6 protein-coding genes are annotated in these 8,645 nt (G+C 37.4%); 5 read left to right on the forward strand and 1 reads right to left on the reverse strand.

Annotated features, from left to right (window positions below; genetic code table 11):
- Positions 1 to 140 precede the first annotated feature (140 nt).
- The 4 genes from rpsT to AC27H3_RS17955 all read left to right on the forward strand — a co-directional run bounded on the left by rpsT (position 141) and on the right by AC27H3_RS17955 (position 4,951).
- Positions 141 to 401: a 30S ribosomal protein S20 gene (gene rpsT, locus AC27H3_RS17940; protein WP_077287120.1), complete on the forward strand. Its 261-nt coding sequence runs from the start codon at positions 141 to 143 to the stop codon at positions 399 to 401.
- Between the two features lie 143 nt (positions 402 to 544).
- The gene (locus AC27H3_RS17945; protein WP_487108090.1) at positions 545 to 2,203 is read left to right on the forward strand and encodes a dipeptidyl-peptidase 3 family protein; all 1,659 of its coding nucleotides are present in this window, start codon (positions 545 to 547) and stop codon (positions 2,201 to 2,203) included.
- 387 nt (positions 2,204 to 2,590) lie between these two features.
- On the forward strand, positions 2,591 to 4,192 hold the full coding sequence (locus AC27H3_RS17950; RefSeq protein ID WP_487108091.1) for a GMC family oxidoreductase: 1,602 nt from the start codon (positions 2,591 to 2,593) through the stop codon (positions 4,190 to 4,192).
- A gap of 234 nt (positions 4,193 to 4,426) precedes the next feature.
- Positions 4,427 to 4,951: a TlpA family protein disulfide reductase gene (locus tag AC27H3_RS17955; RefSeq protein ID WP_487108092.1), complete on the forward strand. Its 525-nt coding sequence runs from the start codon at positions 4,427 to 4,429 to the stop codon at positions 4,949 to 4,951.
- A 62-nt stretch (positions 4,952 to 5,013) separates the two neighbouring features.
- Here the strand turns inward: AC27H3_RS17955 and AC27H3_RS17960 are convergent, their stop codons facing one another.
- Positions 5,014 to 6,168 carry a tetratricopeptide repeat protein gene (locus AC27H3_RS17960; protein WP_487108093.1) on the reverse strand — a complete coding sequence of 385 codons (1,155 nt, stop codon included), beginning with the start codon at positions 6,166 to 6,168 and terminating at the stop codon, positions 5,014 to 5,016.
- 341 nt (positions 6,169 to 6,509) lie between these two features.
- Here AC27H3_RS17960 and AC27H3_RS17965 point away from each other — a divergent pair.
- Positions 6,510 to 8,645: M3 family metallopeptidase (locus AC27H3_RS17965; protein WP_487108094.1), on the forward strand; the 2,136-nt coding region annotated here is incomplete at its 3' end.

Raw genomic sequence — 8,645 nt, forward strand, 5'->3', positions numbered from 1 at the left:
CCATTGGTTTTATTTATACAAACGGGTAATTATCCGAACGGTCAAATTAAAGCAGTAAATTATTTGACAAACCAGTTAAAAACAGGCATATTTCGTCGCCTTAAATTTAGGCAATATTTATTCAATTTTAGGAGTTCACCTTGGCTAACTCAAAGTCTGCTAAGAAGCGCGCATTACAATCTGAAAAGCGCCGTCAACACAATGCAAGCCGTCGCTCAATGATGCGTACTTTACTTAAAAAAGTAATTTCTGCTATCGAAGCCGGTGACAAAGAAAAAGCATCTACAGAATTTGCTGCTGCTGCACCGATTTTAGATCGTTATGCAAGCAAAGGTCTTATTCACAAAAATAAAGCCGCTCGTAGCAAGAGCCGTTTAAACGCTGCTATAAAAGCGCTTTAATTTTTGTAAAGAATTAAAAAACCGGCTTATGCCGGTTTTTTTATATCTGAAAATCCTCAAACATAATATTTTATTTCCCGTGAAACTTGCGCTTATCAAAGATTTTGTTAATCTCTAGCCGGTATTTATAAAGAGAATCCTACATGAAACTTTCAAAAATAGCTTCAATGCTACTCATCGCTGGTACAATAACCGCCTGTGGTGGTAGCAATACAGAAACAACAACATCGACAACGATTAACCTTTTACCTCAATATCAAGATCGCTTAGATATATATAAAACCGTCACCTTAACAGCCGATCTATCGCATTTATCAAGTAATCAGAAAAAAATGCTGTCGTTACTCATTGAAGCCTCAGACATTATCGATGGCTTATTTTGGCAACAAGCTTTCGGACAAGATAAAGAAAGCTTTTTAGCCTCAATAAGTGATGAAAAAGTGAGAGAGTTTGCGCGTATTAATTATGGCCCTTGGGATCGACTCAATGGCGACCAAGCTTTTTTGACTAACACACCTGCTAAAAGCCCCGGCGCTGAGTTTTATCCTAGTGATATGACCAAGGCTGAATTTGAGAAAGCCACCTTTGAAGATAAAAACGGTTTATATTCTTTAGTGTTAAGAAATACCAATGGTGAACTCAGTAGCATTGCTTTTTCAGAAGCTTACAGTGATGAAATTAATCGCATTGCCGTTATTCTAGAGAAAGCCGCAACTTTCGCCGATAACAAAGAGTTTGCTAATTACCTAAACATGCGCGCTAAAGCGATTCGAAATGACGATTTTCAAGTGTCAGACTTTGCATGGATGGATATGAAAACTAACCCTATTGATATAGTAATAGGTCCAATTGAAACTTATGAAGATCAGCTTTTTGGTTATCGTGCAGCGTTTGAATCTTACGTACTGATCAAAGATATGTCATGGAGTGAAAAACTGGCAAAATACGCTGAGTTCTTGCCTGAATTACAACGAGATTTACCTGTAAGCAAAAAGTATAAGGCTGAAGTACCGGGTTCAGATGCAGATTTAAATGCTTATGACGTTATTTATTATGCGGGTCACTCAAATGCGGGTGGTAAAACCATCGCCATTAATTTGCCAAATGATGAACAAGTTCAGTTAGAAAAAGGCACGCGTCGTTTGCAATTAAAAAATGCTATGCGAGCAAAGTTTGACGCGATTATGGCGCCGATAGCCGAAACATTGATTGTACCAGAGCAACGTAAAAATGTTACTTTCACAGCATTTTTTGCCAACACTATGTTTCATGAAGTAGCACATGGTTTAGGTATTAAAAATACCATTAATGATAAAGGCACGGTTCGCCAGTCTTTAAAAGAACATGCTTCAGCTCTTGAAGAAGGTAAAGCCGATATTTTAGGCCTTTACATGATACGTCAACTACTCGCTAAAAATGTCATCACTGAAGGCACTTTAGATGATTACTACACCACGTTTTTAGCCGGTATATTTCGCTCAGTAAGATTTGGCGCAAGTTCAGCTCATGGTAAAGCCAATATGGTGCGATTTAACTACTTTGCTGAACATGAAGCATTTACACGTAATGAACAAGGCTTATATCGTATAAATGTTGAAAAAATGAGCGCTGCAATTGATTCATTATCTGAATTAATTTTAATGCTACAAGGCAACGGCGATTATGAAGGTGTTGATAAATTAGTTGCGAAGAGTGGCATAATCAATGCCGATTTAGCAACAGACTTAGCCAGTTTAGAAGCAGCAAAAATCCCTGTTGATATAACCTTTAAACAAGGTAAAAAAGTACTCGGTTTAAAATAAAATTGAAATAGGTATGAAATAAAAATCATGTCGTTTTATAAAAGCTGAACTTATGTTCAGCTTTTTTTATCTATTTTCATGCGACTTGAATAAATAATTATTTTATATCATAGTGATCCGATGTGTTATAACAATTGAAACGAATAACTTCGTAAACTAAGAGCCTCAATATCGAGTAAAAGTAAACATAAGATATTAAGCATAGCCATTCCATGTTTTTTATTTTTTGCGAATGTGAACAATTTATTACTGAGCTTAAGCGAGTTAATTCAATTAATTAATATTTACAACAATAACAATAACAATAACAATAACAATAACAATAACAATAACAATAACAATAACAATAACAATAACTAATGAGCGTAAGCCGATATAGGTGAGAGAATGGAAGCATTTGATTTTATAATAATCGGCGGTGGCTCTGCTGGCTGTGTGTTAGCTGATAAATTATCTGCCAATGGCGAGCACACTGTTTGCTTATTAGAAGCAGGTAAAGCTGATAAAAATTGGTTAATTCACTTACCTATTGGCATTATCGCCCTGCTACAAAGTCACACCTTAAATTGGCAATTTAACTCTCATCAAGAAAAAAACCTCAATAACAGAAAAGTTTTTACACCGCGCGGAAAAACCTTAGGCGGTAGCAGTTCAATAAATGCCATGCTTTATGTCAGAGGGCAACAACAAGATTATGATCACTGGCAAAACCTAGGCAATGCCGGTTGGAGTTTTAATGATGTTTTGCCTTACTTTAAAGCACTTGAACATCAAGAGCGTGGTGCAGACAAGTTTCATGGTGTTAACGGCGCTTTAAATGTGGCTGACTCTGTATCTAAACCGGCAGTTAATGAAGACTTTATTCAATCGGCTGTTGCAGCAGGTTACCCTGAAAATAATGATTTTAATGGTTGCTCTCAAGAAGGTGTTGGTTATTACCAAGTTACTCAAAAAGAGGGGTTAAGGCATAGTGCCGCAAAAGCCTTTCTAACACCTAATTTACACCGAAGTAACCTAACCGTAATTACTCAAACACAAGTTGAAAAGGTGCTAGTTGAAGATGGCACTGCTACAGGTGTTATTTACAAGCACCAAGGTAAGGTTAAGCAATTACTCGCCAACCGTGAAGTTATTGTAAGTGCTGGTGCCATAAACTCTCCTCAAATATTGATGCTTTCTGGTATTGGGCCAAAAGCTGAATTAGCGAAACATAATATTGAACTAGTGCATCAACTAGAAGGGGTTGGTAAAAACCTACAAGATCATGTTGATGTGCTTAATGTTGCCAAACATAAAAGAACAGAGCTTTTAGCATACCGACCCAAAGCTCTGTGGTGGGGAGCAAAAGAAGCATGGAAGTTTATTAGCCAACGTAAAGGTTTATTAACGACGGTTATTGCCGAAACCGGTGGTTTTATCAAATCAGAGCCAACGTTAGCTGAGCCTGATTTACAGTTGCACTTTGTACCTGCGGCAATGGACGATCATGGCAGAAACCATAAGTTACTTTTTACTTATGGCGTCTCATTACATGTTTGCTTACTCAGACCTAAAAGTCGGGGGGCAATAACCCTTAATGGCAATAAAATAACGCAACATCCGCGTATTGATCTCAATATGCTAGATCATCAAGACGATATTGATACCATGATTAAAGGCGTTAAAATCGCGAGAGAAATATTATCTACTCCACCGTTATCATCTTCCCATATAAATCATATTTTTCCTCATGAAGGCTGTAATTCGGATCAAGAGATCACTCAGTTTCTTAAAGAAAAGTGTAATACTATTTACCACCCAGTGGGCACCTGTAAAATGGGACAAGATGAGTTGTCAGTAGTAGACGAGCAATTAAAAGTTAGAGGCATCAAACAATTACGCGTTGTAGATGCATCAATAATGCCAACACTTATTAGCGGCAATACCAACGCACCTACCATGATGATTGCAGCGAAAGCAGCAGATATGATATTGGCTGAACAACGTTAGTATAAAGCTTAGATAAGTAATTTTATGATAGTAGCTTCATGATACTAACATTAAGTTAATATCGAATAGCGCCTGAAGCTTAAGTCAAATTTGGCTAACACTAAGTTTAATTTAGACCCTATTTTAGCTCTATTTAACTGGCCAAACGTTAAAATAAAATAATTTATTTGAAACCAGAATCGAGTTTGTAAGGTCAATTTAGATAAGTAATCATTTATTCACTGAGTAACTCAATTGATTTATCTAAAAACGTTATACAAGAAACTACTCTCTAGCGCGTTTATCGCCCTTACTTTACTGTCTGTTAATGCCAACGCAAGCGATGCAGCTATTGCGCCACAAGCTCCAAGCTGGCAGCTTAGTACTCAATCTGGCGAGGCCATTTCGTCTACACAATTTGCAGGCAAAGCAACAATACTTCATTTTTGGGCAACTTGGTGCCCTTACTGTAAAGTGTTGCAACCGAAGTTAGTTGAGCTTGCAAAGAAGTATCAGGCGCAAGGTGTGGAGCTAGTCGCTATAAGCTTTAATGAAGACGAGGGTACGCTTCCCCAGGATGAATTAGCTGCTAGGGGTTATACCTTCCCTACAGCAGTAAATGGTGATGAAGTTGCAATGCGTTATGGCGTAAGAGGTACACCAACGACCTACTTTATCAATAAAAATAACCAGGTAATATTCAAATATACCAGCTCTGATACCACCGACCCACGTCTTGAGTTAGCGGTTAAAGAGATAATCAAAGTTCTTGATAAGTAGATAATAGTTACAACAGTAGATATTCATCCAAAGAAAGACTAGGCAGCTAGCCATAACATAAATTAAATAGCTGCACTGAGTTGATATAACTGTTTTTTATATTTTTGTTTTTGTTTCGGCTCATGTACCCAAGGAAGAGATGCTTCTAAAATTGAAATAGCATATTGTACTTTACCCTGTACAAGATAAATTTCGTGCAGCTCTAAATAAGCTTGCTTAACATATGGTGCTAACTTAATCACTTTACGATAATAACGCTCTGCATCGCTATACTCTTTGTTATAGCTTGCTAACTGAGCTTTTTCTAACCAATGATACGGGTTGGGATCGTAAATGTTTTCTATTTGAGATTTAACCTTTTTAGCATCCCTTAATCTACCCTGCTGTTTCAATAAAGTAACATAATTATCGAGTACACTAATATTAACATCATTACTGGCCATCGCGGCTACGTACAAACGTTCTGCGCTTTTTATATCGCCTTTTTTCTTATGCAGCAAAGCAAGTAAGTTTAGCGATGAGACATTGTTTATATCCAGATTATAAGCCTGTTTTGCATATGCAAATGCGTTATCAAACTCTTCTTTGATATAGAGTTCAGCCGCTTTATTGACATAATACATTGCTAAAAATTCATTTGGATTAACCGTTTTTGAACGAATATTACTATCTTGTGGAAAATAGTCGATGATAATAGCAGGACGATAAATGTAATAAGTGTTTTCTTCAGCAATAAAGCTAGGATCGTATAGCAAAGATTGAACATGGCTTGAAGACAACAACACATTACCGTGCTTTTCGTAAATAGGCAGTGAGTTCATTTTCCGATAGTCCATTTCAACCCCTACCAATCGCGAAAATGCTGTGGTTAAAATAGCTAAACTCATACAATTACCGCTACTATTTAACATAGCTTCACTGGCGGTATAGGTTTGTCCGTAATAAGTAAATTGATCTAAGCTACTTTCTAAGAACAGCTTCACGCCTTCATGTGGCAAATAACCTTGGGCAATTTTTTGCTGATAGAATGTTAAAAACAATTGTTGCTGTTGCTCGCTAAGTGCATAGAGAGAATCTTCGGAAATCACCTTATTATTTGACGAGAATAAAGCACTATTTAAGCTAACACTTACTTGCTGTCCCCTATTACCTTTTACGCTAGAACAGCCTATACATAAAATGAGAGTGAAAATAAAAAACCATCTGCTATATGCCATTAAACATTCCTTATGAAAAATATAGTATCTTATATGCTTTCTCTTACTTATCTCTCACTTAATTACGAAACCTATCGTAATTAACATTACAAACTAATCAGCGCTTTGTCGAGTAAATTTTAATCACTTCAAATCACGCGAACAATTTAATGACGTTTGAAAACACATATATTCTTTTTATCGCAGGGTTTTAACGCCAATTCTGAACCACTCACCGAATTTTTAACTCATGCACTTGTACCTAGGGCTTGTGCAACATAGAATCAATGCAACTTCATGGTGATATATCGCCTTGAATAAACCTTATCAGCCCTTGGGCATAAACTAATAAAGGTCATTTAATGAAGATTCGTTATTTAGCACCACTAGCAATTGCCATTGCTTTAGCTGGTTGCCAACAAAATGTAGCAACATCTAACGTTGTAAAAGTAGAACAAGCAGACGTTACAGCCAGTAATCCATTTTTTTCTGAATATGATACACCTCACGGTATTCCTCCTTTTGATGAAATTAAAAAGAGTCACTACTTACCTGCTTTTTATCATGGTATTGAGCAAAATAAGCTAGAAATAAATGCTATAACAAGAGCTAAATCTCGTCCGACTTTTGAAAACACTATTGTAGCAATGGAAAAATCTGGCGATTTTCTAACTAAAGTCAGTAACACTTTCTACGGTTTAATCGGCTCAATGTCAGACGATGAAATGCGTGCCATTGCAAAAGAGATATCACCAAAACTTTCTGCTTTAGGCGATGACATTGCACTTAACGATGCTTTATTTATGCGCGTTAAAGACGTTTATGACAACCAAGAAAAATTCAATTTACGCACAGACCAAAAGCTTCTGCTAGAAAAAACCTATAAGAACTTTGTTCGTGGTGGTGCTAACCTAAACGATGCTGACAAGCTAAAACTACGTGAGTTAAATGAAAAGCTGAGTGGTTTAAGCTTAAAGTTTGGTGAAAACTTGCTCGCTGAAACTAACGGCTTTGAAATGGTGATTGACAATAAAGCTGATTTAGATGGTTTACCTGAGGATATTATTGCTGCTGCAAGCGAAACAGCAACAGCACGCGGACATGAAGGTAAATGGGTATTCACAACGCATCGCCCAAGTAAAAATCCATTTTTAACTTATTCAAACAATCGTAAACTGCGCGAAACTATCTACAAAGGTTATACCATGCGTGGTAATAACGATAATGCTAATAACAACCAAGCTATTGCGAGTGAAATGGCAAGCTTGCGTTTTCAAAAGGCACAGTTGTTAGGCTATAAAACTCATGCACACTTCGTGCTTGAAAATGCCACAGCAAAAACCCCTGAAAATGTTTTTGGATTATTAAATAAAGTTTGGCCTGCCGCGCTAGAGCGTGCGAAAGAAGAAACTGCTGATATTCAAAAAATGATTGATGCACAAGGCGGCAACTTCAAAGTAGCGGCTTGGGATTGGTGGTATTACGCTGAAAAAATTCGTAAGCAACGCTACGATATTGACGCCTCAGAAACCAAACCTTACTTTTCACTAGAAGCAACATTACAAGGTGTTTTCTTCACCGCTGAAAAACTTTGGGGTGTTACTTTCAAAGAGCGTGACGACTTACCTAAATATCACCCAGAAGTACGTACGTTTGAAGTATACGACCGTGACGAAAGTTACATTGGTGTATTCATGACCGATTATTATGTTCGTGAAAGCAAACGTGGTGGCGCTTGGATGAGTAGCTTCCGTAAGCAATATCGTATGAATGGTGAAGATGTAACGCCTATTATCTATAATGTATTAAACTACCCTCGCCCTGTTGGTGACAAACCAACGCTATTGACCTTTGATCAAGCCTCTACCTTATTCCATGAATTTGGCCATGCGATTCAAGGCTTATTGTCAGACGGCTACTACCGTTCACAAACAGGCACAGCATTACCAAGAGATTATGTTGAGTACCCTTCTCAAGTGATGGAAAACTGGATGACTGAACCAGAAGTATTAGCAAACTTTGCTAAGCACTATCAAACAGGTGAGGTTATTCCACAAGCACTCGTTGAAAAAATTCAAGCCTCTGGCAAGTTCAACCAAGGTTTTGGCACTACTGAATATTTAGCGGCCGCATTACTTGATATGAGCTGGCATTCATTAGAAACAGCTGAACTTCAAGATGCTAACGCTTTTGAAGAAAATGTATTAAAAGAGATAGGCTTGATTGAACAAATTGCCCCTAGATACAAAACGGGCTACTACTCTCATATATTTGCTGGTGGATATTCAGCTGGTTATTACGGCTATATTTGGTCAAATATTTATGATGCTGACACTTGGTTAGCCTTTAAAGAAAATGGCATATTTGATCAAAAAACGGCTGAGCTATACCGCAAGCATGTATTAGAAAGTGGCGGAACAGACGACCCAACAGTTATGTACCGTCGTTTTAGAGGTCAAGACCCGAAAGTAGAACCATTACTTGAGCGTCGCGGCTTA

Source organism: Colwellia sp. NW0002-52-1 (genome assembly GCF_057550865.1).

Coding starts and splice junctions, on each gene's coding strand:
- AC27H3_RS17945 (WP_487108090.1), top strand. CDS start 545: ATGAAACTTTCAAAAATAGCTTCAATGCTACTCATCGCTGGTACAATA.
- AC27H3_RS17950 (WP_487108091.1), top strand. CDS start 2,591: ATGGAAGCATTTGATTTTATAATAATCGGCGGTGGCTCTGCTGGCTGT.
- AC27H3_RS17960 (WP_487108093.1), bottom strand. CDS start 6,168: ATGGCATATAGCAGATGGTTTTTTATTTTCACTCTCATTTTATGTATA.